This is a genomic window from Rhodococcus parequi (assembly GCF_046042785.1).
Classification (GTDB): Bacteria; Actinomycetota; Actinomycetes; order Mycobacteriales; family Mycobacteriaceae; genus Prescottella; species Prescottella parequi.
Window position 1 is genome coordinate 194,676 of the sequence record NZ_JBDLNV010000001.1, and the last position, 22,952, is coordinate 217,627.

Consider the following 22,952-nt stretch of genomic DNA (forward strand, 5'->3'; position numbering starts at 1 on the left):
TGTGGATGCGATTCCGGTTCATCCACAGATCGGTTCGACGGACCGATTCCGTGCGCGATCCACGGCACAGTCGAATGCACCGTCCCGACCGGGGCGGTGCATTCGCCGTCTCGGGTCCGAGGCGGCCGACCCAGGGGGATGGCGATGTACGAGACGCACGGCACGGTGGTGGGCACCGTGATCACCGACCCGATCAAGCGCGAGACGGCGTCCGGCGAAGAGGTCATGAGCTTCCGGATGGCGAGCAACGTCCGTCGGCGCGACCGCGAATCCGGCGAGTGGGTGGACGGCGGCACGCTGTACCTGACGGTGAGCTGCTGGCGCCGGCTCGTCCAGGGAGTGGGGGCGTCGCTGATGAAGGGCGACCCGATCATCGCGCACGGCGAACTGCGCACCAACGAGTACCGGACCCGGGACGGTGAGCCGCGCTCCGACCTCGAGATGCGGGCCGCCGCGATCGGTCCGGACCTCGCTCGGTGCAGCGCCCGGCTCGACCGGTCGGCGCGAACCCGATCCGCGACGGCCGCCGACGACGCCGAGGGGGAGACGGCTGCCGAATCCGAAGGTCCGGACGGCGAGGACGGCGCCCTCGACGAACGGGTCGAGGCTCTCGTCGGATAGGTCGGACGGGTTCGACGTTTCGCCGGGCGAACCGTTCCGTGGTCTGCGACAGTGACTTCACCGCCCAGGCCGAACGGAACGAATGCCCGAGGGAGAGAACATGCGTCGATCGAACGGAAGGCCACTGCGTCGGCTGATCGCGGTGGGGGCGGTGTTCGCCCTCACCGCGCTGGTCCCCGCCACGGCGTCGGCGGGCGGTGTACCCGCAGACGCCGTGGCGGGCGACGTGCAGTCCGTCGAGGCGTTGCCGGCCGGTCTCGGCCTGGCGGGCACCGCCCGGGAGTACCGGATCACGTACACCACGCGTGACGCCGCCGGGCGTCCCGCGGAGAGCTCCGGCGTCGTGTTCGTGCCGCAGGGCACACCGCCCGAAGGCGGGTGGCCGGTGTTGTCGTGGGCGCACGGCACGGTCGGCCTCGGCGATGCTTGCGCACCGTCGCAGAACCCGCGCAGCCAGCGCGATGCGAACTATCTGGGGCACTGGCTGTCCCAGGGGTACGCGATCGTCGCGACCGACTACATCGGGCTCGGCACACCCGGCGTCCACCCGTACCTGCAGGGGGCGTCCGAGGCGACCGCGGTGATCGACATGGTGCGAGCCGGGCGCGCGGTGGTGCCGGAGCTGTCACCGCGGTGGATGGCGATCGGTCAGTCGCAGGGCGGCCACGCGGCGCTGTTCACCGCGCACGACGCGACGCGCTACGCGCCCGAACTCGACTTCCGCGGCGCGGTCACGACCGGTGCACCGTCGAACCTCGAGACGGCGTTCTCGATCGGCGGCCCGTGGATTCCGCCGCTCGGGTTGGACGGTCTGACGGTCTTCGCGACGTACATCCTGGCGGGAATGCGCGCGACGATGCCGCAGGTCGACGTGAACAGCTACCTGACCCCGCGTGGACAGGAACTCGTCGACGCCGCCGAAACCCTCTGCTACGACGAGCAGTCCGAGGCCGTGGCGGGTGTGTCGGTGGGAGAGTTGTTGACCAGGTCGCTCGGCGAGCCCGCCATGCACGCCGCGATGACCGAGTATCTGGGTGTGCCCACCAGCGGCTACGACAGGCCGCTGTTCATCGCGCAGGGCCTGCTCGACACGGTGGTTCCGGCGCCGTTGTCGTTCAAGCTCATCGCCGACCTGCGACTGGCCGGGGTCGACGCCACCTACCTGACCTACCCGACCAACCACGACGGAACGATGGCCGCGTCGCTGCCGGACTCGACGCCGTTCGTCCGGCAGCGACTGTGATCGGTCGTTCGATCGGCTACTGCGGTTCGATCAGGTGACGCTGCAGCCCGGCGCGACCGGCACCTCGTCGAACCGGTCGAGCAGGTAGCGGACGGGTTCGCCGTCCAGGTACGCGTCGGCGATCAGCGGCCCGAAGTGGTTGCCGAACGTGGTACCCGGTGCGAGCGGCGGCAATTCGTTGGTGCGGAACGTGACGTCCGCGCCGCGATCGCACCAGTCGACCGCCAACTGGCGGGCCTGAGCGTAGGGGACGGTGTCGTCGTTGCGGCCGCTCGAGACCAGCACCGGGACCCGCGGGGCGACGGTACCGATGCGCTGGTCACGCAGAACCTGGAGAGCCTCGGGCACCTCGCGGAGGTTGTCGATCAGGGGCCGGCCGTCGCGGGTGAAGCTGCGCGTCTGCAGGAACGGGCGCTTGGCGATGATGTCGGCGATGCATTCGGTCCCGATGCCGTCGAGCGCGGTCCGGCCCTCCGGTGTCAGACGTTCCTGCACAACCGAGCTCAGCTCCGGGTAGCGGGCGACGAACCCGTTGACGGCGAACCCGATCGCACCGCCGATGAGGTTGCCGTCGATCTGCGCCAGCACCTGCTCGAGATCCGCGGTCGGACCGCCGGCCCACACACCCTTGATGCTCAGTTCCGGTGCATACGACGGCGCGAGTTCCGCGGCGGCGGCGGTGGCGCCGCCGCCCTGCGAATAGCCCCACAGCGCAAGCGGTGTCGCGTCGCCGCCGGACAGTGCATTCGCCGCCCGCGCCGCGTCGAGCACCGCGTGCGCCTGCTCCACCCGGTTGACGTAGGTGTGAACTCCGGGCGTGCCGAGCCCGATGTAGTCGGTCACGAACACCCGCGCCCCGAGCGCCGACCACACGCCGGCCGAGACCGCCTCCTGATTGGCCGACAGGAACAGCGGATCGAGACCTGCGTTCAGTCCCGTCGAGAAGGCGCGGGACATCGCGCACTGGTCACCCTGTCCGGACGTGCCGGGCGCGATGACGACCGTCGGACGCGGGCCTGTGCCGCGCCACGGATGCGCACTGTCGATGAAGGTACCGGTGACCGCGGTCGGTGTGCCGTCCTGCAGGCGTGAGGTGTACATCACGAGTTGTGCTGCAGCAGGCCAGGACCCGTCCGCTGCGGGGACGGTGGCGAAGATCGGCATCGGCTCGCTGCGGACGATGTCGCCGGGAGCGTCCGACAACTGCGCCGGCGGTGTGTAGAAATCGGGAGCGGGTCCGGCCGCGGCGGGGCCCGGTGCGGCGAGGACGAGCGCCGCCGCGGCGATGCTCACCAGCGCGGCGACCGCGGCCCGACCGCGCTTCTCGAGAGACGTGTTCATGGGGTGGTCTTCCGGTCGGGGGATGTGGGCGGACGGGTCAGACGACGGTGCCGACGTCGTGGGCGACGATCCGGTCGAGCGCGCGTTCGGCGACGGCGGCGATCGTCATCGACGGATTGCACGCGGCGGTGTTGCCGGGCATGAGGGCGCCGTCGAGCACGTACAACCCGCGCTGGCCGTGGACGCGGCCCTCGAGGTCGCAGACCGTGTCCATGCACGCCCCGCCCAGCGGGTGCCACGTGGAGGGCACGATCGCGTTGGTGTCGGTGACGATGCTCGCCGGGCCGGCGATCGCACGGACCGTCCGATCGATGTGACCGGTCTGGACGGCCCGGTCGCCCTCGTGCGGCCAGCGCAGCACCGCGTCGTTCACGGCCGGGTCGTACTCGAACCGGCCGCGGCCGTCGCTCACGCCGTAGCCGACGAGCATGGTGCTGCGCATGTCGACTGACAGCGACGGGATCGAGGCCTGGATGACGGTGTGGGCGGTCGCCGGATCGTCCCAGTTGAGGCTGCCGTAGACGACCGGTCCGCCCTGGGCGAGACCGAACTCGCGGTCCGGGGTGGTCCACACGTAGATCCGGTCGGCGTTGGTGCCCCAGCCGCGGCCGAGTCCGTCGGGCAGATCGGGGATCCGCCCCTGGGCCGCCGCCCGCACCAGCATCTTGGTGGTGTTGAGGCTGCCGGCGGCCATGACGAGCGCGTCGGTGGTGAGGATCTTGTTCTCGAGCACGCGGCCGGTGGTGTCGATCCGGTCGACGTACACGGTCCAGCGGCCGTCGGGCGCACGTTCGACGTCGGTGACCTCGTGCAGTGTCTGCACCGACACCCTCCCGGTGGCCTCGGCGGCGGCGAGGTAGGTGACGTCGACGGAGTGCTTGCCGCCGTTGTTGACGCCGAGCGCACCGTCACCGTTGGTGTACGACGCCCGCATCACGCCACGCACTTCGTCGAGCGCGTAGTTCCAGTCGATCGGCATCGGGATCTTCGACAGCGGCAGCCCGGCGCGTTCGACGTTCTGCGCGAACGTCCGCGGGGCGAGGTAGCTGGGGCTGTCGACCAGTTCGTCGGGCGCGACGGCGAGCTGCAGCATGCGGGCCACCCGGGGGTAGTGGACGCGGTCCATCTCGGCCCAGTCGATGCCGCCCGGGAAGTGCGTGGTGAACACCGCCTCCGACGGCTGCAGCGACATGCCCTGATAGATCAGGGAGCCGCCCCCGACGCCCGCCGCGCACAGCGCGGTGATGTTGTCGCCCGGAACCGCCTCGACCAGACCGGTGAAGGGCTCCACGAGGATCGGCCGGCCGAACAGCTGCGGTGCGGACCGGTACCAGAGCGCACGCTTGTCCGGAGCGGTCGGGCTCGGGAACGTCGTCGCGTTCGGTCCTGTGGGCCAACGGATTCCGCGTTCGAGGACGGTGACCGGTACGCCCGCCTCCGCAAGTCGCAGCGCGGTCACGCCGCCGCCGAACCCGGAGCCGATCACGATCACTCGATGTTTCTCGCGGGTGACCGGGATCCGGTCGACCCGGGCCGCGATGCCGGTGACGGCCCCGGCGGCCCCCGGCGCCGCGAGCGCCATCCCCGCGGCAGCGGCGGCGGTCAGAAAGGACCTTCTCTTGATGTCGGGCACAGCTCATCCCCCCAGCTCGAACACAGTGGTCGGCAGCAGTCGAAGGGTCCGTCGGTGCGCTGTACGCGTAGGAAGGGTCCCCTCAGCCCTCGGCGGACGGGTGGTCAGCCGCGCGGAGTGATCCGACTCACTCCGGAGAGCGAGCTAAAACTAGACACTTGTCGGTCCGACTGTCAAGAACTTGAGGATGGGCGTGCATCTACCGGTCCAGTGCCAGAGCCGGCGCGAGCCAGCGCGTGAGGAACCGGCGCAGCTCGCCGTCGGCGTGCAGCGTCTCGTCGTCGAAGAAGACGACCGAGAGCGCGAGGTGCAGGGTGATCTCGGCGATGTCGTCGGCACGGTCGGCGAGTCGGGGTTCGCGCTCGACGAGAGGTGAGAGAAGTTCGCGGGCAACCGGTTTGGCGCGCGTGATCATGCCCGGATCGAACAGCGGATTGCCGTCGCCGGCGCGGAGCAGCGCGCGCAGGACGGGAGTGTCCCGGACCGCCGCGCGGCCGGCGACGACGAGTTCGACGACGTACTCGACTGCCGACTGCGTGGTCGCGAGCCGGGCACGGATGTCGCCGAGCACCTCCACGGCGAGGCCGGCGATCGCCTGCGAGACCAGGTCTTCGCGCGTGCCGAAGATGGAGTACACGGTCTGCCGGGTGACACCCGACGCGGCGGCCACCGCGGCGATGTTGACACCCTCGAACCCGGCGCTGCCGATCAGTCCGAGGGTGGCGTCCAAGATCTTCTTCCGCGACCGCACCGCGCCATTATCGGGCACCGGTCGCGCGCGCGGGAGAACCGCGGGACCGGCGCGGTAGGCTGGCTGTCGAGTCGTACGTTCTCGCAGCCGGTGAGCTGCGCATTTCCAGTCCAGATTGGAGCCTTTGGGTGGCTGAGTTCATTTACACGATGAAAAAGGTGCGCAAGGCGCATGGCGACAAGGTCATTCTCGACGACGTCACCATGAGCTTCTACCCGGGCGCCAAGATCGGTGTGGTGGGCCCGAACGGCGCCGGTAAGTCGAGCATCCTCAAGATCATGGCCGGTCTGGACCAGCCCGGCAACGGCGAGGCGTTCCTCGCTCCCGGCGCATCGGTCGGCATCCTGATGCAGGAGCCGCACCTCGACGAGACCAAGACGGTTCGCGAGAACGTCGAGGAGGGTCTCGGCGAGACGATGGTGCAGCTCAAGCGCTACAACGAGATCGCCGAGCTGATGGCCACCGACTACTCCGACGAGCTGATGGAGGAGATGGGCACGCTGCAGGAGAAGCTCGATCACGCCGACGCGTGGGAGATCGACTCGCAGCTCGAGCAGGCGATGGACGCGCTGCGCTGCCCGCCGCCGGACGAGCCGGTGACGCACCTCTCCGGTGGTGAGAAGCGCCGCGTCGCGCTGTGCAAGCTGCTGCTGAGCAAGCCCGATCTGCTGCTGCTCGACGAGCCCACCAACCACCTCGACGCCGAGTCCGTCCTGTGGCTCGAGCAGCACCTGGCCGCCTACCCCGGCGCCATCCTCGCCGTCACCCACGATCGCTACTTCCTCGACCACGTCGCGCAGTGGATCTGTGAGGTCGACCGCGGTCGCCTGTACCCGTACGAGGGCAACTACTCCACCTACCTGGAGCAGAAGGCCGCCCGCCTCGAGGTGCAGGGCAAGAAGGACCAGAAGCTGCAGAAGCGCCTCAAGGAGGAGCTGGCCTGGGTCCGCTCCGGCGCCAAGGCCCGCCAGTCCAAGAACAAGGCGCGCCTCGACCGCTACGACGAGATGGTCGCCGAGGCCGAGAAGCACCGCAAGCTGGACTTCGAGGAAATCCAGATCCCGACCCCGCCGCGCCTCGGCAACGTGGTGGTCGAGGTCGAGAACCTCGACAAGGGCTTCGACGGCCGCCTGCTGATCAAGGACCTCTCGTTCACGCTGCCGCGCAACGGCATCGTCGGCGTGATCGGCCCCAACGGTGTCGGTAAGACCACGCTGTTCAAGACCATCGTCGGGCTCGAGGAGCCCGATTCCGGCACCGTGAAGGTCGGCGAGACGGTCAAGCTCAGCTACGTCGACCAGAACCGCGCCAACATCGATCCCACCAAGACGGTGTGGGAGGTCGTGTCCGACGGACTCGATTACATCGAGGTCGGCCAGAACGAGATGCCGTCGCGCGCGTACGTCAGCGCGTTCGGTTTCAAGGGCCCGGATCAGCAGAAGCCGTCGGGCGTGCTCTCCGGTGGTGAGCGCAACCGCCTCAACCTGGCGCTGACCCTCAAGGAGGGCGGCAACCTGATCCTGCTCGACGAGCCGACCAACGACCTCGACGTCGAAACCCTCAGCTCGCTCGAGAACGCGCTGCAGGAGTTCCCGGGCTGCGCCGTCGTGATCTCCCACGACCGCTGGTTCCTGGACCGGACCTGCACGCACATCCTCGCGTGGGAAGGCGCCTTCGGCGACAACGAGGCCGCCTGGTACTGGTTCGAGGGCAACTTCGAGGCGTACGAGGAGAACAAGGTCGCGCGCCTCGGTGCCGACGCGGCGCGTCCGCACCGGGTCACGCACCGCAAGCTGACCCGCGACTGACCACGTGTCGAATCAGGTCTACAGCTGCGACGTGCAGGTTCGTTGGGGTGACTCCGATCGGCTCGGGCACGTCAACAACGCCCGCGTCGTCGAGTACATGCAGGAAGCGCGTTCGCTCTTCCTGATCGAGGGTGCGGCGTCCGTGGGCGCCGCACCCCGGGCGGTCGTGGTCCGCAAGATGGATGCGGAGTTCCTGCGTCCCATCACCGATGCCTCCGGCCCGGTCCGGATCGAGGTGTCGGTGGTCCACGTCGGAACGTCGTCGTTCACGCTGCGACACGTCGTCAAGGACACGGCCGGCAACGTCTGCGCCAAGGGCGACGCGGTCATGGTGGGATTCGACGCGCGGGCCGAGGTGTCCCGCGTTCTCTCCGACGCCGAGCGTGACGTGCTCGGTCGCTACCTGCCGGCCACGACGCCCGCATAGTCGCCCGGTAGGACCCGACCGTGTCGTAGTTCCGCGCGACTCGGGGTCGCCGCGGTTAGGCTCGCCATTGAGCCAACCGCGGTGACCTCGAACAGGGACGGAGCGTCGCGATGACGGATTCTGTGGATTCCGACTGGTCTCGCGCGCTGCCCACGGGCCTGCGGGACGGTCTACCGGGTGTGGCGGCCGTCTACTTCCGTCACACCTCCGCCGGTGAGCCGGACAGCGTCCTGGACCGGCACGCGGACGCGATCATCCGGGAGCACCTGCTGCTCGCGTACCGGCGCGCACCGGGCGCCGCGGTCACCCGTGTCCACCGCCCCTCCGACGGCACCGGCGTCGGCGCGGCCCTGCAGATCGTCGCCGACGACATGCCGTTGCTGGTCGAGTCCGTGACCGCGCTGCTGCGCCGCCTCGACGCCTCGATCAGCGAGGTCGTCCACCCGGTCCTGGGCGTGCGCAGGAGTCCCGACGGAACGCTGGACCAGGTGCTGGCCGACGTCCCGATCCGGGACCTGCCGAGGGACGCCCGCGCGGAGTCGTGGATGCACGTGCAATTGCATCCCGCAACCGAGGACGAGGTGCTCGATTCCCTCGAATCGTCCATCGACGATGTGCTGTCGGATGTCGGGCAGGTCGTCGCGGACACCGATGCCATGCGCGCGCTGCAGCTCGCACTCGCCGCCGAACTCGACGTCCGAGCGGAGAATCCGCCGCCCGGGAGGTCGGCCGACGAGTTGTGTGACTGCGCCGATCTGTTGCGCTGGCTCGCCGACGGTCATTACACGGTCCTCGGCTACCGCCGTTACGAACGCGGAGCGGATCAACGCACCCGGCGGGTCCCGGAGAGCGGACTGGGCGTGTTGCGATCGGACGCTCACGCCGACGAGCACGTCAAAATCCCACTGACAGTGGATATTCCGGATCGTCCGCTGTTGGTTTTGACGCAGGGCTCGGCGCCCGCCACGGTGCACCGGTCGGTGTATCCCTACTTCGTGGGCGTCAGCATTCTCGACGACGACGGCGCGATCGTCGGTGAGCATCGGTTCCTCGGGGTGTTCACGGTGACGGCGCTGCACGAGAACGTCCTGGAGATCCCGGTGATCGCGCGGCGGGTGCGCACCGCGATCGAGCGGGCCGGGTTCGGTATCGATTCCTTCTCGGGTCAGGCGATGCTCGAGGTGATGCAGTCGTTTCCGCGCACCGAACTGTTCTCGATCGACGCCGACGCGTTGCTCGAGACGATGACCGCGGTGCTCAACATCGGGTTGCGCCGACAGGTGCGGCTGTTCATGCGCGAGGACGCCTTCGAACGATTCGTGTCGTGCCTGGTGTACCTGCCGCGGGACCGGTACACGACCCGCGTGCGATTGGCGATGCAGCAGATCCTGCTCGACGAGCTGGGCGGTGGACTGCTCGACTACACGGCCCGGGTGTCCGAGGGCGACCTCGCGATGCTGCACGTGACGATCCGGAAGCCACCGGGCGCTCGTGACGGCCACGTGGACACGTCGGAGGCGAATCGGCTCCGCATCCAGGGGTTGCTGGCCGAGGCGAGTCGCAGTTGGGACGACCACTTCGCAGATGCGGTCGCGGCCGATCCCGACGTGGACCCCGCCGTCGCCGCGAGGTACGCGGCCGAGCTGCCCGAGGCCTACAAGGAGGACTTCGACGCCGCGGAGGCGCTCGTCGACATCAGCCGGTTCGAGGGCCTCGATGCCGATTCGATCGACATGCGGATTCACCACGACCTGCCCGCTTCGCCGCGCCGGTGGCAGTTCGCGCTCTACTTCGCCGGTGAGGGAATCTCGTTGTCCCACATACTGCCGGCGCTGCACAGCCTCGGGTTCGAGGTGCTCGACGAGCGGCCGTACGCGGTCCGGCGCCCGGACGGACTCCAATGCTGGCTGTACGAGTTCGGCATCGCGGTTCCCCCGGAGTTGTCGCTGGGCGCCGCGGCGGGGGTGGGCGCGGACGGCCCCGACGAACAACTGAGCGATCGCGTCACCGAGGCGTTCGCCGCGGTCTGGTACGGACGGTGCGAGGCGGACCGGTTCAACGAACTGGTGCTGCGCTCCGGCCTGGACTGGCGGCAGGTGTCGGTGCTGCGCGCCTACGTGAAGTACCTGCGCCAGGCGGGATTCGCCTACAGCCAGGGGCACATCGAGTCGGTGGTGCTGGCGCACCCCGAGGTGGCCCGACTGTTCGTCGAGTTGTTCGAGTCGCTGTTCGCCCCCGATTCCGCGTCACCGGAGCGCTCGACGGCGTTGGAGCAGGAACTGCGTTCCGCGATCGACGAGGTGGTGAGCCTCGACGTCGACCGCATCCTGCGCGCGCTGTTCGGACTCGTGCGGGCGACGCTGCGCACCAACCATTTCGTGCTGGATGCCGACGGAGCCTCGCGGGGGTTCCTCTCCCTCAAGTTCGAGCCCGCGCGCATCGCGGAACTGCCCAAGCCGCGCCCGCAATTCGAGGTGTTCGTGTACTCGCCCGACGTCGAAGGCGTGCACCTGCGGTTCGGGCCGGTGGCGCGCGGCGGACTGCGCTGGTCGGACCGGCGTGAGGACTTCCGCACGGAGATCCTCGGTTTGGCCAAGGCTCAGGCCGTCAAGAACGCGGTGATCGTCCCGGTGGGCGCGAAGGGCGGTTTCGTCGTCAAGCAGCCGGTGGCACCGACCGGCGATCCGGCCGTCGACCGGCAAGCGGTTCGCGACCAGGGCGTGGCCTGCTACCGCACGTTCATCTCCGGACTGCTCGACGTCACCGACAACGTCGATCGGCTCACCGGAGCGGTGGTGCCGCCCGAGCGGGTGGTCCGGCGGGACGGCGACGACACATACCTCGTCGTCGCGGCGGACAAGGGCACCGCCACCTTCTCCGACATCGCCAACGGCGTCGCGGCCGAATACGGGTTCTGGCTCGGCGACGCATTCGCCTCCGGCGGCTCCGCCGGCTACGACCACAAGGAGATGGGCATCACCGCCCGTGGCGCGTGGGAGAGCGTCAAGCGGCACTTCCGCGAACTCGGAATCGACGTGGCGGCAGACGATTTCACGGTCGCCGGGATCGGTGACATGAGCGGCGACGTGTTCGGCAACGGGATGCTGCTCAGCGAGCACATCCGGTTGGTGGCGGCATTCGACCACCGGCACATCTTCCTCGACCCGACCCCGGATGCAGCGCGCTCGTTCGCCGAGCGCCGGCGGATGTTCGCACTGCCGCGCTCCTCGTGGGGCGACTACGACCGCTCGCTGATCAGTGAGGGGGGCGGCGTGTACGCGCGGACGGCGAAGTCGGTGCCGGTCAGCCCGCAGGTGCGCGCGGCGCTGGGGCTGGGCGACGACGTGACCGAGATGTCGCCGCCGGAGCTGGTCAAGGCCGTGCTGCAGGCGCCGGTCGACCTGCTGTGGAACGGCGGCATCGGCACGTACGTCAAGGCGGCGTCGGAGTCCGACGCGTCGGTGGGGGACAAGAGCAACGACGCGGTGCGCGTGCACGGGGCGGATGTCCGCGCCCGCGTGATCGGTGAGGGCGGCAACCTCGGCGTGACCCAGCTGGGCCGCATCGAGTACGCGCTGAGCGGCGGCAAGATCAACACCGATGCGATCGACAACTCGGCCGGCGTCGACTGCTCCGACCACGAGGTCAACATCAAGATCCTGCTCGACTCGGTCGTCAGCAGCGGCGACCTCGCAGTGGAGGAGCGCGATCCCCTGCTCGCATCGATGACCGACGAGGTGGCGCGACTGGTCCTGGCGGACAACATCGCCCAGAACGACCAGCTCGGCATGTCGCGCGCGAGCGCTCCCCAGATGCTGGGTGTGCACCGGCGGCTCATCGCCACCCTCGTCACCCACCACGGGCTCGACCGCAAGCTCGAGGCGCTGCCCACCGAGGCCGAGTTCAACCGGCGGGCGCAGGCCGGGGGCGGACTCACCTCGCCGGAACTGGCCACGGTGATGGCCCACGTCAAGCTGGCTCTCGAGCAGGATCTCCTGGACACCGAACTGCCGGACAGCGACTTCTTCGCGGCGCGCCTGCCGAGCTACTTCCCGGAGCCGTTGCGGGGCCCGTTCGGCGCGGCCATCCGGGGGCACTCGCTGCGGCGCGAGATCGTGGCGACGATGCTGGCGAACGAGGCCATCGACAACGGCGGGATCACCTACGCGTACCGGCTCGCGGAGGATGCGGGTGCGTCGAGCACCGACGCGATCCGCGCCTACGCCGCCGTCACCGGGATCTTCGAACTCCACGACGTGTGGTCGCGGGTCGGCACGGCCGACATCCCGTCGGAGGTTTCGGACGTCCTCATGCTGCAGTCTCGGCGGGTGCTGGACCGCGCGTCGCGCTGGTTCCTGTCGAACCGGCCGCAGCCGATCGCGGTGGGCGCCGAGACCAGTCGCTACGCGAGCGAGTTCCGCCGGCTCGCCCCGATGGTGCCCGGGTGGCTCCGCGGGCACCACGTCAGCGATCTCGAGCGGCGATCGAGGTCGGCGATCGCCGACGGCGCCCCGCGCGAACTCGCCCTCGAGGTGTACCGGCTGCTGGACCTGTTCTGCCTGCTCGACATCATCGACATCGCCGACATCTGCGAGCGCGACGGCGAGGAGGTGGCGGAACTGTACTTCGCGCTCGACGCGCACCTGGGAATCGACTGGCTGCTCACGGCCGTCTCCGACCTCGCCCGCGGGGACCGGTGGCATTCGCTGGCCCGGCTGGCGCTGCGCGACGACCTGTACGGGTCGCTGCGTTCGCTCACCCTCGAGGTTCTCGTCGGCGGTGAACCCGACGAGACTCCCGAGGAGAAGATCGACTACTGGGAGTCCACGAACGCATCCAGGCTCGGGCGATCGAGGTCCGCGCTCGCGGAGATCTTCGAGTCTGGAACGCTGGACCTCGCGACGCTGTCGGTGGCGGCGCGTCAGGTACGCAGCATGGTGCGCGGTGTGGGCACCAGATCGGAGGTCGGAAGGTGACCGGTTCCCAGGAGACCGTGCACAACGGGAAGGCCGTCGGCGCGGAGCCGGTGGGCTTCCACACGCGGGTCGTGGTCCGCTGGTCGGACATGGACGCGTTCCAGCACATCAACCACGCACGGATGGTGACGCTGCTCGAGGAGGCGCGGATCCCGTGGCTGTTCGAGGACGGCGCGCCGACCGTGACGTTGCGGGACGGCGCGGTGATCGCCGATCTGCGCGTGCGCTACCGCGGACAACTCCGCCACGAGGACAGCCCGCTCGACGTGCTGATGTGGGTGGAGCAGATCCGGGCCGTGGACTTCACGATCGCGTACGAGGTGCGGCCCGGGGGAGCGGCGCCGTCGACGTTGCCGTCGATCGTCGCGTCGACCCAGATAGCGGCATTCGACATCGGCACGCAGCGGCTGCGGCGGCTGACGCCGGCGGAGCGCGGCTACCTGGAGCTGTGGAAGCGTGCTTGAGCGGGTTCTCACCATTCCCTCCTCGGCCGATCGCGCGGACCTCGCGGTGTTCGTCGGGCGGGCCATCCGACTCGACGAGGCCGCCGTCATCCGGTTGAAGCGCAGAGGTGACGGCCGCGTGGCGGTGTGGGCGCCAACGGGATTCGACGCCCTGGCGACCCGGGTGGTGGCGGGCGAGGTTCGCCCGGCGGACACCACCGCGGCCGGCGACGTGCTGCTGCAGGCACTGGGTGGAAGCTCCGCCGACATCGATCCCGGCTTCGCGATGGACTCGGCGTGGCGCGGCGCCCTGCCCCCGGAATCCGGCTTCGTCCACGTGGACGACGTGCCGGCCCGGGTCCTGCTGGGGCTGGCGCAGCGCGGCGCGGCGCTGGCCAAGGAACACGGCAGCGCGCAGGGCCCGCCGACGTCGCTGCTCGACCAGAAGGTGCTCGAGGTGGCGGGCGGCGGTACCGACGTCGCGGTGTCGATGCGAACGGTGTTCGCACTCACCGGAATGGGCTTCGTGCCACTGGCCGACGGCCGACCGGCCACCGCGGACACCGACCTCGACGCGATCGCCGCGAGCGAGATCGTGCGGGTGCGGGCCACGGCGTCGTGGCTGCGCCTCGATGCTCGTTTCGGCGCGGTCTACGCCCGCCGCGCGGCCGCCATCCCGCTGTTCCCGGCGTAGGCCCGGATCACCGGACGGCGGCCAGTTCCGGTTCGGGGCTGACCGGCTCGCTGTTGGGGGTGAGCAGGATCGACGACAGCACCGTCGACCGCAGCTCGCCCGCCGCGGTGCGCAGGGTGGTCTCGGTGTCGAGGAAGACGGCGCCGCCCCGCTCGCTGACGCCGGTGACGGCCAGTGCTGCGGTGAGGGCGTCACCGGCCAGGATCGGCGCTGCGAGGGTGATCTTCTCGTTCACGTGGATCGGCGTCTGCCTGCTCAGGTCGATCCCGGAGTCCGGATCGGTCAGCATGTCCCGGATCAGCGTCGCCGTCACCACCGCGGTGAAGGTGGGCGGGGCGACGATGTCCGCGTACCCGGCCTGCCGGGCGGCGTCGACGTCGTGATGCGCCGGATCCATCGCGAGGATGCCGCGGGCGAACTCGCGCACCTTCTCCCGTCCGACGACGTAGACGTCCGACGACCGGAGCACCAGACCCGGCTGGATCACCCCGGTGATCGATCCCTGACGGGTGGTGTTCCGTGTGCCCATGGACATGTGTGCTCCCTCGAGTCCCCGACCGACTTTCCGTTCGTGTATCCGCCGGTGCGAGGTGGAGCGTTACAGTGTTCGGCCTCACGGGGGTGGCAGCAGCACCGGCACCAGGAACTGTTCGACCATCGCGCGCTCGTCGGCGTCGTCGACGCCCGGCACGGTGAGCAGCGAGACGATCGCCCGCACCGACCATCGCGCGCGGCGGGAGACCTCGACGTCGTCGGCGTGCCAGATGTCGGCGAGGAACGCGGTGCCGACCACCTCGATCACCTCCGACGTGCTCGCGAGCTCCGACGCCAGGCCCGCGTCGCCGAGACCGAACCACGCGGCGAGCGTGGGCGCCGAGCGCACTTGACGGACCGCCAGCAGGACCGCCTCGGTCACCCGCTCGCGGGGGTCGGTGATCGGAGCGACGGCGGCCGCGACGCGGTCGCCGAGCCGACGGGCCTCCCGGTGCACGAACGCCCGGTGCAGGGCGCGGCGGTTGTCGAAATAGCGGTACAGCGTCGCGCGCGAGCATCCGGCCGCCTTCGCGACGTCGGCCATGCCGGTCGACGCGACCCCGCGCACGACGAACAGTTCGGCGGCCGCGTCGAGGATCCTCTCGGCGGCTGCCTCGCTGCGTTCGTCGCTGAGCCAGGAGCCGGATGTGCTGGTGGACATGGTCATCCGGCGCGGAACGGGACGTGCGTGGGACGCCGGACGTAGTTGCCGGCGGCGTACTCGACGCCGTCGATGTCGACCTCGAACTCGGGGCAGCGGGCGAGCAGTTCCTCGAGCGCGACCCGGGCCTGCATGCGTGCGGCCGCGGCGCCGAGGCAGTGGTGGTTGCCGTGGCTGAACGTCATGATCTGCTTCGGGTTCCGTCGCACATCCAGTTCCTCGGAGTTCTCGCCGAACGCGCGCGGATCGCGGTTCGCGGACCCGTACACCAGCAGCACCTTGCGACCCGCGGGAATGGTGACGTCGTCGATCGTGACGTCGCACGTGGTGGTCCGTGCCAAGCCCTGCACCGGCGAGGTGAGTCGCAGGAGTTCCTCGATGGCCCCCGGAATCAGTCCCGGGTCGGCGAGCAGCAGGTCCCGCTGATCGCGGCGCTGTGTCAGCAGTTGCACTGCACCGCCGAGCATTCCGGTGGTCGTGTCGTTGCCACCCGTCACCATGGTGAACGCGAACCCGAGGATCGAGAGCAGGCCGGAGACGTCGCCGTCCGCGCCGATGCCCGCGGCGACGAGGTGCGAGATGGTGTCGTCGCCGGCATTGCCGGACTCGGTCTCGGCTTTCCGTCGTTCGATCAGCCCACCGAAGTACGTCATGAGCTCGACCACTGCGGTCTGGGCCGCGAGCGGATCGCCGGTCGCGTTCGCGGCGACGATCGCGTCGGTCCAGCCGTCGAACCGGCCGCGGTCCTCCGGCGGCACACCCAGATAGTGGGCCACGACCATGCTCGGCAGCGGCTTGAACAGAGCGGTGACGATGTCGCCCTCGCCGGCGGCGCGCAGCCCCTCGAGTCGTTCGACGACGAACCGGCGCACCTCGGGTTCGACGGCCTCGACCTGGCGCGGTGTGAAACCGCGCGCGACGAGGCGACGGAACTGCGTGTGCACCGGCGGGTCGAGCATGACGAGCGGTGGATTGTCGCGCAGGCCGATCTTGTCGAGTTCGCCGTACGTCATCGTCAGGCCCTCGGCCGACGAGAACGTCTCGGCATCGCGCGCCGCGGTGTACACGTCCTCGTGCCGGGTGAGTACCCAGAAGTCGTCCTGGGGGGAACCGTCGGGCACGACGTGGTGCACGGGGTCGTGATCGCGCAGCGCGGCGTACATGCCCCACGGATCCCGCCACGACTCGCCGGAGCGGGGAACGTAGGACGCCTTGCCTGACATCGTCGTCGTCATGTCTCGACTGTGAGACAGATCACCGAAGTTGTCAACCCCGGGGCGAGGGTCGGCGCGGAACCGCGGTGGTGACCGCGAAGCCCGCGATGTACTCCCGGATCGGCCGGTAGAACTCGTAGGTCACGTCGTAGTCGCCGCACGCGTGCAGCGCCGAGTAGGCGGCCACCCAGGTGCGGACCTCGTGTGAGGAGTGTCCGGCGACGGCGTCCATGTCGTCGGCGGTGTAGCGGTCGAAGTCCTCGACGCGTCCGGACCGGCACACCTCGAGGAACGCGCGGTCCCAGTCGGGGTTGAGGTCCATGATGTCGGCCTCGCCGGCCGCGAACCGGCGCGCGGTGGCGATCGTGTTCGCTTGGCGCGCTGCGCGCGCCTCCGCTGTGGGATGTCTTCCCGCGGTGAGAAACTCGCGCTGCGCGTCGGTGGCCGTCGCGTACTGGGGTACCGGGGGATCGTGGGAGAGGCCGCCGGAGCCGAGGAACAGGACGCGGCGGTCGGTGGTGCGGAAGTACTCGCCGACGGCCTGTCCGAACGCCCGCACGCGGGACATCGGGACGAACGGCCGGGCGACGGAATTCACGAAGATCGGCAGCACCGGCCGGGCGGCGGCGTCGCCGTCGTGCAGGAGCTCCATCGGCTGCACGGCGCCGTGGTCGACCTCCATGCGCCGGGAGATGGCCAGGTCGATGCCGCGGTCGATGACGAACTGCGCGAGGTCCTCGGCGATGTCCTCCGGGACGTCGAGGTCACCGGCGAACGAGTCGTAGTCGCCGGTGCCGTGCGCGCGGTAACCGAGGCAGAACGGCGGCATCAGGTCGTAGAAGAACCCGTTGAAGTGATCCGGGCCGAAGTTCACGACCAGGTCCGGATCGAAGTGCCGGACGAAGTTGCGGGCGTGCCCAAACGCGCCCTGCACCGACGCCACGACGTCGGCGGGCGGGTCGGCGTGGTCGAGCAGCGGGCTGTGGGACATGCACAGCAGGGCCTGTGTCATGACGATTCTCCTTTCGTCAGCGCTCGGTGTCGGCGTGGTGGGCCAGGTAGCTGCCGACGACCTCGTTGAACTCGGATGCGCGCTCGACCTGTGACCAGTGGCCGCACTGGCTGAAGATGTGGGCGTCGGCGTGTGGGATCACGTTCAGCAGATCCCACGTGCGCGAGACGGGGATGACGACGTCCTGGACGCCGTGGATCAGCAGCACCGGGACGTCGAGGCGGGCGAGGACGTCGAAGTCCAGCGGCAGCGCGTGCCGGTCCCGGTCGCGGGCCGCGACGACGTCGGCGAGCCGATCGGATGCCGTGTCGTTGAGGGCCGACTGGTAGCGCAGCGACACCAGTTCGTCGGTCACCAGCGACGTGTCGACCACGAACATCTCGAGGGTCTTGCGGATGCCGTCTTCGGTGAGGTTCGGATTCGAGTGCGCGGCAAGTGCTCCGGTGAGCGTGGCGCCGCCGGTGCCCATCGAGACGATGCCGAGTAGCCGCTGGGGGTAGTCGATCGCGAACTGGAAGGCGAGCCAGCCGCCGAGGGAGTTGCCGACGATCCAGGTCTTGTCGATGCCGAGGGCGTCGAGGACGCGGACGGCGTGGCGGACCCATTCCTTGATGCCGTACGCGGTGCCGCCGGCGACGACGGTCTGTCCGTAGCCGATCGAGTCGATGGCGATGCAGCGGCCGTGGCGGCTCAACTCGGGGAGGTTGAGCCACCAGTTGGCGGCGGCGGTGACACCGGTGCCGGAGCCGTGGAGGAACAGGATCGGGGTGCCCTCGCCGAGGTCGTGGTAGTGGGTCAGCTCGCCCTCGGCGGTCGGTAGCCACCTGTCCTCGAGGCCGAAGAAGGCGTCGGTCGTGTAGGCGGGGGTCGGGACGGACATGGAGATCTCCTTCAGTGGGCGAGCGACGGCTGGGCGGTGACCGCCGCGGGGCGGCCGGTGAACGACATCGCTGCCAGGATGGCGTCCAGGGTGGCGGGAGCGTGCTGAGCCAGGCAGGCGCCGGCGACGAAACGGTCCGGGCGCAGGAAGACGATCGGCGTGGGGCGGTCGTCGAACCACTTCTTCAGCCGGCCGGTGTGATCGCCGAGGACGACGACGCCGTCGTCCATGTACTTCTCGGCCCACTCGCGCTGGGTCTCCGGAACCATCGCGACCAGCCGGGCGCCCAGTGCGTCGAGCTTGTCGAGCGACTCCTGGGGGAGCAGGTCGCGGGGATTGTTGCCCCACACCAGCACCGACCACCAGTTGCCGATCGCGTCGTCGAGCAGGATGTCGGCGGCGCCCCGGGTGGTCACCCGCGGCTGCGGGAACTGCACCCCCACGGGGGACACCGTGCTGTTCGCGGTTCGGACCGGGACCAGCCGGCTGGTCAGGCGGGCCGTGGCCCGGCCGGACGCCTGCGTCGTGGGATCGGCGAGCACCCCGCGGGTGTAGCGCGGCATCGGCTTGAACCGCATGTCCGCGAAATAACTCTTGACCTGGGGGAAGAGGTTCAGCGCGGACGATGCCGCGTCGCGCAGCGCGGCGGCGGCCGGGTTGGTGATCTTGATGAATCTGCCGAAGGTCAGCGACAGGTCGACCATCGCCTGCGCGTGGTCCTTGCGCTCGTCTGTATAGGTGTCGAGCAGGGCGTCGCCGGCCTGGCCGGACAGCACCGTCGTCAGTTTCCAGCCGAGATTCGTCGCGTCGCGCATGCCGGAGTTCCAGCCCTGGCCCATCCATACCGGCATCAGGTGCGCGGCGTCGCCGGCGACGATCTGACGTCCCTTGCGGAAGCTCGACGCGACCCGGCCGTGATGGGTGAACACCCGTCGGCGAATGAACTCGAGCTTCGACGGATCCGGAACATGCTCGGCGAGAAGCTGGTTCACGAAGTCGGGGTCGGTGACCTGTTCCTCCGTTTCGCCGTCGCGAAGCATGAACTCCCAGCGCCGCACCGCGTGCGGCAGACCGATCGAGACGTAGGGGCGCCGGGGGTCGGCGCCGAGGAACACGTTCGGGGTACCGAGCGGATCGTTGTTCACGTCCACGACGAGCCAACGCGTCGAGGGGGATTCACCCTCGAAGGTGACGCCCAGGCGCTTGCGGGTCGGCGATTTTCCGCCCTCGCAACCCACCAGGTAGCGGGCGCGGAACCGGTGCTCCTCGACCGTGCCGTCGGGGCCGGTGACGCGGGCGGTCGCCGTGACCGAGTCGGCGTCCTCCTCGACCGTCTCGACGTGGTGGCCGAACCGCACCTGCACGGTATCGAACCGCGAGAGCCCTTCGTGCAGTGCGTGATCCACTTCCGGTTGGATGAATCCGTGCTTGCGCTCCCAGCCGAACTCGACGGTCTGCGGGTTGTTCACCAGGATCACCTTCCCGGCGCCGTTGACCAGTCGCATGATGTGCTGCGGATTGGTGTGCGGGCGCACGGTGTCGACCAGGTCGACGGTCTGGATGGTCCGGAAGGACTCGTCGTCGAGTCCGACGCCACGGGGGTAGTCGATGAGGTCGTCGAGGGCCTCGAGCACGGTGACCGACCGGCCGTACATGCCGAGGATGTTCGCGAGCATCAGACCGACGGGCCCGGCGCCGACGATGATCACGTCGCTGTCGTGGTGGGTGGTGTCCATGGGTTCCTCACTGCGGCTGCGCCGGCCCTGAGTCGTGTGTGCGCTGAGCGCGCGACCATGACCGTTAGTTGCACGTTCGTAGTCACTATGTGAACACGGGCACGCCGCCCGCCGCAAGTGGCGCACGCCCGGCCGTTCCGCGGCGACACGCACGAAACCCGCACCGAGCGGTCTCGGTGCGGGTTTCGTGTGCGGGAATCGGGCGCGGTGCCCGAGGCTGACGTCAGATCACGAGGTGTATTCGCGGAGCTGGGCGACGGCGTCGAGGGTCGCGTCGACGGCGCCCTCGATGAGTTCCTTCGAGGCGCTGATGATCGTCAGGCAGGCTGCCGGTTCGTTCTCCACGTGCGACAGGGGGACGCCGAGCCCCCAGTAGCCCGGTTCGACCTCAGCGAAGCTGATCACGTAACCCGTGCGGCGCCCTTCGGTGACGCGAGGATCCTCGCCGGGGCGCGGGGGGAGCGCGGTGAGCAGCGCATATCCGGCTGCGCCACGGTCGAGGGGATGCCGGCCGCCCTGCCGGAAGGAAACCCGCACAGTGGAGTTCGCGGGCTCCGTCACGACCACGGCGACGGCGTCCTCGGCCTCGGCCACGAACAGCGCGACACTCGCACCGAGTCGGTCCGCGAGGTTCTGCATCAGTGGCGTCGCGACTTCACGCAGGCCGGAGTAGACCTCGCGGCCGAGGGCGGCCAGTCCGCCGGCCGCACGATAGCGGCCGTCCGGTCCGCGGCTGATGAGCCGGCGGTCGGCGATGGTGGCCAGCAGGCGGGTTGCGATGCTGCGGTGCACGCCCAGCCGATCGGCGACGTCCTGGATGGTCAGCCCGCCGGCGGAGTTCGCGACCAACTCCAGTGCGACCAGCCCCCGCGCGAGCGTCTGGGTGCCGGCGGCGCGGGTGGGTGTCGATGTGGTCTGCGGTGGGGGATCGGAGGTGGCCACGACTCACCCTATGCCGCGCGGTGTGCGCAATGTGCACATGCGTGGGGTCGCGGCGATCGACTGCACGATCGCCGCAACCGGTCGACGTGACGTCAGCGCGACACCGACAGCAGGTGGAAGGTGGTGCGTCCCGCGAGGCCGAAATTGTCGTCGGCGACCACGACCAGCGACCGCGATCCGTCGGGCAGTCGGGGCCCCCACGTGATGCCCTCGATGCAGTCGGAGTCCGGGGTGACCGTGCCGAAGTCGAACAGGAGTTCCTTGCGCATCGGTCGCTCGCTGCCGGTCAGCGCGGGCGTGCCACTGACGTCGTCGGCGCCGTCGGTGGTCGTCCAGTAGATCTTGCCGGTGAACCCCTGACCGGGAATCATCGTCCGCTCGAGCGTGAGGTACGAGTCGTCGTCGGCCGCGAGGATCTCGGCGACACCGGTGGCCTGGGCCAGGCCACCTGCCGGCACCGGGTCCACCGGGTAGACGTACTCGCCGAGGTCGGCGCCCGACGCGCGGTCGAGGATCACCAGTCGCGATGGTGACGTCCCGTCGAGTGACGCGGCCGGGCCGTCCTGGGCCAGGGCGTTCTCCGACACCGCCGTCACCCGGGAGCCGGCGTGCGACAACGTCATCGCCTCGAAGCCGAGGTTGTCGCGGATGCCCGACACCAGTGCCCCGTCCCGGTCGAGGCGCGGCGTGAAGTGGTCCGGCAAGGGCACGTCCCGGACGAAGCCGCCGTCGGGGGAGGCCTCACGAATGAAGCCGGGCCGGGCGACCTTGGCCTCGCCCTCGCTGGTGTAGACGTAGCCGGCACGACCCGGCAGCCATCGAACGGACTCGGTGTCAGCGGTCCGCGGCGCATACGGCGCGTCGTCGGTGTCCCGCAGGTGCACGACCTCGTCGAAGCGTGCGGTGGCGAGACGGCCGTTGTCGAGCGGGAGTCCGAGCGTGTACAGGCGGACCGGACCCTGCTCGCCCCGATTGTCGCTGATGGCGACGAACTCGCCCGAGGCTCGGTCGTAGTCGATGCCCGACAGCCCGCCCACGCGGGATCCGCCGAATTCGAGATCGGTGGGCAAGGTGATCGCGTTGACGTAGTCGACGCGGGGCGGGGGCGTGGCACTCGCGAGCGAGCCGACCTCCACTGACCCGGCACCGAGCGATCCGGTGCCGGGGAGGAGTCCGGTCAGTCCCGCGAGTGCCACCGCGCCGGCCGTGAGCAGCTGCGCAGTGGCCATCGTTTCCTACTGTCCCATCACGTATTTCACGGTCGGCCCGGCGGTCCAGCCACCGTCGACCGCGATCTCGGCGCCCGTGACGTACGACGCCGCATCCGACAGCAGATAGGTCACCGCGCCGGCGATCTCGTCCGCCTCGCCGACCCGGCCCATCGGGGTGTTGGGGTAGTTGCCCTCGCCCTGCTGGATGCCGACACCCGCAGTCATCGGGGTGTAGGTCATGCCCGGGTGGACCGAGTTGACCCGGATCCGGTCCGTGCCGAGTTCGACGGCGGCGATCTTCGTCAGTCCGCGCACGCCCCACTTCGAGGCGCCGTAGCCCGCGGTGAGCGCGAGCCCCATCAGCCCGGCGGCGGACGAGATGTTCACGATCGACCCGCCGCCCGCGGCGCGCATCGGCGCGATGACCGCCTGCAGGCCGTTGAAGACACCGACGAGATTGATCTCGAGTACCTGGCGGAAGTGCTCGACCGGTTCGTGCTCGATGTACTGGCCGGTCGATACGCCGGCGTTGTTCACCAGGCCCGTCAGAGCACCGAACTCGGCGACCGCGAACTCCACCGCCGACCGCCACGCGTCGGCGTCGGTGACGTCGAGGTGGACGTAGCGGGCGGCGTCGCCCAATTCGGCGGCGGTGGCGCGGCCGTCGTCGTCCAGGACGTCGGCGATCACCACCTTGCCGCCGCCGTCGACGATGCGGCGCGCGAACGCGGCACCCAGGCCGCGGGCGCCGCCCGTGACGAGAACGACCTTGTCGGACAGCATTGCGGATTCACTCATGTGGCTCACCTTCCAGTGATTCGAATC

19 protein-coding genes are annotated in these 22,952 nt (G+C 69.7%); 7 read left to right on the plus strand and 12 right to left on the minus strand.

Going from position 1 to position 22,952, the window contains the following annotated elements:
- Positions 1–144 precede the first annotated feature (144 nt).
- Both ssb and ABEU20_RS00905 read left to right on the plus strand, forming a co-directional pair.
- Entirely contained in the window at positions 145–621 is a 477-nt protein-coding gene (ssb, locus tag ABEU20_RS00900) for a single-stranded DNA-binding protein (protein ID WP_420162525.1), read from the plus strand.
- Between the two features lie 100 nt (positions 622–721).
- On the plus strand, positions 722–1,864 hold the full coding sequence (locus tag ABEU20_RS00905) for an alpha/beta hydrolase family protein (protein ID WP_420162526.1): 1,143 nt from the start codon (positions 722–724) through the stop codon (positions 1,862–1,864).
- Between the two features lie 30 nt (positions 1,865–1,894).
- On the opposite strand, the gene ABEU20_RS00910 is transcribed toward ABEU20_RS00905, so the two are convergent.
- The 3 genes from ABEU20_RS00910 to ABEU20_RS00920 all read right to left on the minus strand — a co-directional run bounded on the left by ABEU20_RS00910 (position 1,895) and on the right by ABEU20_RS00920 (position 5,589).
- Positions 1,895–3,205, minus strand: a complete 1,311-nt coding sequence (locus ABEU20_RS00910) for a lipase family protein (RefSeq protein WP_420162527.1) — start codon at positions 3,203–3,205, stop codon at positions 1,895–1,897.
- Positions 3,206–3,242: 37 nt separating this feature from the next.
- Entirely contained in the window at positions 3,243–4,838 is a 1,596-nt protein-coding gene (locus ABEU20_RS00915) for a GMC oxidoreductase (protein WP_456300322.1), read from the minus strand.
- 199 nt (positions 4,839–5,037) lie between these two features.
- Positions 5,038–5,589 (minus strand): TetR/AcrR family transcriptional regulator, encoded by a 552-nt coding sequence (locus ABEU20_RS00920; RefSeq protein WP_420162528.1) that lies wholly within the window; start codon positions 5,587–5,589, stop codon positions 5,038–5,040.
- Positions 5,590–5,717: 128 nt separating this feature from the next.
- Between ABEU20_RS00920 and ettA the strand changes: the two genes are divergently transcribed.
- The 5 genes from ettA to ABEU20_RS00945 all read left to right on the plus strand — a co-directional run bounded on the left by ettA (position 5,718) and on the right by ABEU20_RS00945 (position 13,937).
- Entirely contained in the window at positions 5,718–7,397 is a 1,680-nt protein-coding gene (gene ettA / locus ABEU20_RS00925) for an energy-dependent translational throttle protein EttA (protein ID WP_348604803.1), read from the plus strand.
- Positions 7,398–7,401: 4 nt separating this feature from the next.
- The gene (locus tag ABEU20_RS00930) at positions 7,402–7,824 is read left to right on the plus strand and encodes an acyl-CoA thioesterase (RefSeq protein ID WP_420162529.1); all 423 of its coding nucleotides are present in this window, start codon (positions 7,402–7,404) and stop codon (positions 7,822–7,824) included.
- Between the two features lie 110 nt (positions 7,825–7,934).
- On the plus strand, positions 7,935–12,800 hold the full coding sequence (locus ABEU20_RS00935; RefSeq protein WP_420162530.1) for an NAD-glutamate dehydrogenase: 4,866 nt from the start codon (positions 7,935–7,937) through the stop codon (positions 12,798–12,800).
- Positions 12,797–13,264, plus strand: a complete 468-nt coding sequence (locus tag ABEU20_RS00940) for an acyl-CoA thioesterase (protein WP_420162531.1) — start codon at positions 12,797–12,799, stop codon at positions 13,262–13,264. The genes ABEU20_RS00935 and ABEU20_RS00940 overlap by 4 nt, the downstream gene beginning before the upstream one ends.
- Positions 13,257–13,937, plus strand: a complete 681-nt coding sequence (locus ABEU20_RS00945; protein ID WP_420162532.1) for a hypothetical protein — start codon at positions 13,257–13,259, stop codon at positions 13,935–13,937. The genes ABEU20_RS00940 and ABEU20_RS00945 overlap by 8 nt, the downstream gene beginning before the upstream one ends.
- A gap of 7 nt (positions 13,938–13,944) precedes the next feature.
- Here ABEU20_RS00945 and ABEU20_RS00950 read toward each other — a convergent pair whose 3' ends face one another.
- The 9 genes from ABEU20_RS00950 to ABEU20_RS00990 form a co-directional block, all read right to left on the minus strand.
- Positions 13,945–14,466 (minus strand): FAS1-like dehydratase domain-containing protein, encoded by a 522-nt coding sequence (locus tag ABEU20_RS00950; protein WP_420162533.1) that lies wholly within the window; start codon positions 14,464–14,466, stop codon positions 13,945–13,947.
- An 84-nt stretch (positions 14,467–14,550) separates the two neighbouring features.
- Positions 14,551–15,132, minus strand: coding sequence for a TetR/AcrR family transcriptional regulator (locus tag ABEU20_RS00955; protein WP_420162534.1), 582 nt, complete (start codon positions 15,130–15,132; stop codon positions 14,551–14,553).
- A 2-nt stretch (positions 15,133–15,134) separates the two neighbouring features.
- Positions 15,135–16,367: a cytochrome P450 gene (locus ABEU20_RS00960; RefSeq protein ID WP_420162535.1), complete on the minus strand. Its 1,233-nt coding sequence runs from the start codon at positions 16,365–16,367 to the stop codon at positions 15,135–15,137.
- A gap of 31 nt (positions 16,368–16,398) precedes the next feature.
- On the minus strand, positions 16,399–17,358 hold the full coding sequence (locus tag ABEU20_RS00965) for a 3-carboxyethylcatechol 2,3-dioxygenase (RefSeq protein ID WP_420162536.1): 960 nt from the start codon (positions 17,356–17,358) through the stop codon (positions 16,399–16,401).
- Positions 17,359–17,374: 16 nt separating this feature from the next.
- Complete coding sequence (locus ABEU20_RS00970; protein ID WP_420162537.1) at positions 17,375–18,238, minus strand: alpha/beta fold hydrolase; 864 nt, start codon at positions 18,236–18,238, stop codon at positions 17,375–17,377.
- An 11-nt stretch (positions 18,239–18,249) separates the two neighbouring features.
- Positions 18,250–19,974 (minus strand): bifunctional 3-(3-hydroxy-phenyl)propionate/3-hydroxycinnamic acid hydroxylase MhpA, encoded by a 1,725-nt coding sequence (gene mhpA, locus ABEU20_RS00975; RefSeq protein ID WP_420162538.1) that lies wholly within the window; start codon positions 19,972–19,974, stop codon positions 18,250–18,252.
- Positions 19,975–20,202: 228 nt separating this feature from the next.
- Positions 20,203–20,916: an IclR family transcriptional regulator gene (locus ABEU20_RS00980; RefSeq protein WP_420162539.1), complete on the minus strand. Its 714-nt coding sequence runs from the start codon at positions 20,914–20,916 to the stop codon at positions 20,203–20,205.
- 92 nt (positions 20,917–21,008) lie between these two features.
- Positions 21,009–22,145, minus strand: coding sequence for an esterase-like activity of phytase family protein (locus tag ABEU20_RS00985; RefSeq protein WP_420162540.1), 1,137 nt, complete (start codon positions 22,143–22,145; stop codon positions 21,009–21,011).
- Positions 22,146–22,151: 6 nt separating this feature from the next.
- Positions 22,152–22,925, minus strand: a complete 774-nt coding sequence (locus ABEU20_RS00990) for a glucose 1-dehydrogenase (RefSeq protein ID WP_420162541.1) — start codon at positions 22,923–22,925, stop codon at positions 22,152–22,154.
- Between the last annotated feature and the right edge of the window lie 27 nt (positions 22,926–22,952).

What these genes read in the sequence shown, in the direction of transcription:
- ssb (WP_420162525.1), top strand. Translation starts at nt 145, where the DNA reads ATGTACGAGACGCACGGCACGGTGGTGGGCACCGTGATCACCGACCCG.
- ABEU20_RS00905 (WP_420162526.1), top strand. Translation starts at nt 722, where the DNA reads ATGCGTCGATCGAACGGAAGGCCACTGCGTCGGCTGATCGCGGTGGGG.
- ABEU20_RS00910 (WP_420162527.1), bottom strand. Translation starts at nt 3,205, where the DNA reads ATGAACACGTCTCTCGAGAAGCGCGGTCGGGCCGCGGTCGCCGCGCTG.
- ABEU20_RS00935 (WP_420162530.1), top strand. Translation starts at nt 7,935, where the DNA reads ATGACGGATTCTGTGGATTCCGACTGGTCTCGCGCGCTGCCCACGGGC.
- ABEU20_RS00950 (WP_420162533.1), bottom strand. Translation starts at nt 14,466, where the DNA reads ATGGGCACACGGAACACCACCCGTCAGGGATCGATCACCGGGGTGATC.
- ABEU20_RS00955 (WP_420162534.1), bottom strand. Translation starts at nt 15,132, where the DNA reads ATGTCCACCAGCACATCCGGCTCCTGGCTCAGCGACGAACGCAGCGAG.
- ABEU20_RS00960 (WP_420162535.1), bottom strand. Translation starts at nt 16,367, where the DNA reads ATGACGACGACGATGTCAGGCAAGGCGTCCTACGTTCCCCGCTCCGGC.
- ABEU20_RS00965 (WP_420162536.1), bottom strand. Translation starts at nt 17,358, where the DNA reads ATGACACAGGCCCTGCTGTGCATGTCCCACAGCCCGCTGCTCGACCAC.
- ABEU20_RS00970 (WP_420162537.1), bottom strand. Translation starts at nt 18,238, where the DNA reads ATGTCCGTCCCGACCCCCGCCTACACGACCGACGCCTTCTTCGGCCTC.
- mhpA (WP_420162538.1), bottom strand. Translation starts at nt 19,974, where the DNA reads ATGGACACCACCCACCACGACAGCGACGTGATCATCGTCGGCGCCGGG.
- ABEU20_RS00985 (WP_420162540.1), bottom strand. Translation starts at nt 22,145, where the DNA reads ATGGCCACTGCGCAGCTGCTCACGGCCGGCGCGGTGGCACTCGCGGGA.
- ABEU20_RS00990 (WP_420162541.1), bottom strand. Translation starts at nt 22,925, where the DNA reads ATGAGTGAATCCGCAATGCTGTCCGACAAGGTCGTTCTCGTCACGGGC.